2 protein-coding genes are annotated in these 1,517 nt (G+C 57.3%); both read right to left on the reverse strand.

Features of this window, described 5'->3' with window-relative positions; all coding sequences use genetic code 11:
* Window positions 1-60: 60 nt before the first annotated feature.
* The gene (locus tag VGP75_RS12630; protein ID WP_327544010.1) at window positions 61-852 is read right to left on the reverse strand and encodes a hypothetical protein; all 792 of its coding nucleotides are present in this window, start codon (window positions 850-852) and stop codon (window positions 61-63) included.
* A partial coding sequence (locus VGP75_RS12635) for a phage tail protein (RefSeq protein WP_327544011.1) occupies window positions 849-1,517 on the reverse strand: 669 nt, incomplete at its 5' end. The genes VGP75_RS12630 and VGP75_RS12635, both read right to left, overlap by 4 nt.

Here is a 1,517-nt window from a genome sequence, read left to right on the forward strand (position 1 = left end):
AGTCATCCCAGCGTTGCATGTCCACCTTGATCCTAAACTCAACTCTTTGGATATCGTTGGTCATGGCGCTGCATACCCCATGCACTGGAACGTGACGGCTCCGCTATTGTTCAGGTTTGGTCGTTCGCGGTTGAACCGTGGCCGCTCTGTCGCGCGCGCGTAGGCCACATCGTCGGGATAGCTAGACGGCTTGGCGGCAATAAAGAACGGCCCGACGTTATCAACGTGATTGATAAAGCCGTTCCATGTGATGTCGCCCGCCGCCGCCCGGAACGTCTCGGGCAAGTTCTGCACGGTCAGGTCAAAGCGCAAGTCTGCGCCTTCAACAGCGCGGCCCAGAACGTCGCCCGTGATGCTCTGCTGGTGACGGTAGCGCACTTGCTTGCTTTCGCTGATCGGCAGGCCCGTGAACACTGATAGCTGCGGCATCTCCAAAGCCTCGCCAGCCTGTGCAACGGCGATCTCGGCTGTGCCGCCGGCAATGATAAACTGCACTTGGCTTGCGGTGCGCTGAAAGAACAGGAACACGATGGCGCTGTCATCGGTCGGGCTGATGCTTCCAACATTTATGCCACCAACACGGCACGTCACGGTTGCGCCGATGCTGCCCAGATTGTGCGCGGCAATCGCGGCATAGCTGGTCGTTTGGCTTGAGAATGTCAGGGTGATCGTTTGCGACGTGCTGCCTGCCCTCCAGACGCTCCATGTCTCACCGTCCAGCATCCAGTCGGGATCGTAGCCGCTGGCGCTGCTGGTGACGCCGATTGATGCCGCATGCTTGTCAAAACAGATGCGCGGCTGGTCAATGGGCTGCGCGTTGCCTGTGAAGCCGGATTGAATGACAACGCTCATGAGAACACCAGCCTTCCGCCACGGTCTAGCTGTGACTGTATCTGCTCCAGCAAGCCCTCAACGCTGCCACGGCTGAAGGTGTCGCCCTGTAGGTTGATGCTTACGGTTTGCGTTGGGACTGCGGGTGCTGCGGCTGCCGATGATGCTCCGGTTGATCCGCCACCGCCGCCGGACTTGCTGGTGCTTTGAATGCCCTTGACTGCCGCAAAACCCTGAGCCGCAACTTGTGCCGCCGCCGCAAGGTTAGAAGGAAATGGCAGCTTCAATGCTTCGGTAATGCCTTGCCATGTATTGATGAGCGCTTGCGCCATTGCGATTGGCTTGGACTGGTCAAACATCTGCCCCATTGCGCCAACAACTTTGCTTGCTGCATCAAGTGCCGTGTTCTCTATCTGATCCGCAGTTGATCCAACAGCCTGCTGCGCAAGCGCTTGAGTGTCTGCGATACCGTTTGCAAGGCCGTGCCCAATTTGGGTGCCAATTTCGTGCATGACTTTTGACGGCGATGCAATGCCAAGGCGATCACGAAGCCAGCCCGGCAGCAATTCGCCAAGTTCATAAATACGCGCCTTGAGGGCTTCCCATTGCTCGTTAATGCCATTCAATAGGCCTTGAACAATATTTCTGCCAAACTCTGCAAATCTTTCCGGTAAGGCCTCAAAGAA

The sequence above is a fragment of the Yoonia sp. genome (genome assembly GCF_036007805.1).
Lineage (GTDB): Bacteria > Pseudomonadota > Alphaproteobacteria > Rhodobacterales > Rhodobacteraceae > Yoonia.